This window comes from Vibrio sp. 10N.261.55.C5 (genome assembly GCF_041470505.1).
Taxonomy (GTDB): Bacteria; Pseudomonadota; Gammaproteobacteria; order Enterobacterales; family Vibrionaceae; genus Vibrio; species Vibrio crassostreae_C.
Genome location: NZ_JBFRMS010000075.1, coordinates 1 through 418, shown reverse-complemented (window position 1 = coordinate 418; position 418 = coordinate 1). Strand labels below are relative to the sequence as shown.

Below are 418 nucleotides of genomic sequence, written 5' to 3'. Positions count from 1 at the left end.
TTGAAGGTGACAACCTTACTATTGAAAGTGTGACCTACGACGGTGGCGACGGTATTCTTACCGACAACGGTAATGGCACATACACCTTCGCACCGAATGAAAACTTCAATGGTGACGTAAACTTCGGTTTTGATGTATCTGACGGTACCGATACGGTATCTGCAAACATCGATGTGAGTGTAACTGCCGTTGATGATGCACCAGTGTCTGGTGACCTAGCGTACTCAATCGATGAAGACGGTTCTATCCGTTTAAGCCAAGAGCAATTGCTATCGCAAGCGTCAGATGTTGAAGGCGATGACCTGACAGCTAGCGACCTTACGGTTGGTGGAGATGCAACGGTTGTAGCTAATGATGACGGCAGCTTCACGATTACGCCAGATGTGAACTTCAATGGCGACATCGATATCAGCTTCGA

The 418-nt window shown here is 47.6% G+C and carries 1 protein-coding gene; it reads left to right on the top strand.

What is annotated here, in order from left to right; genetic code table 11:
* Positions 1–418: tandem-95 repeat protein (locus AB4263_RS22245; protein ID WP_372098922.1), on the top strand; the 418-nt coding region annotated here is incomplete at both ends.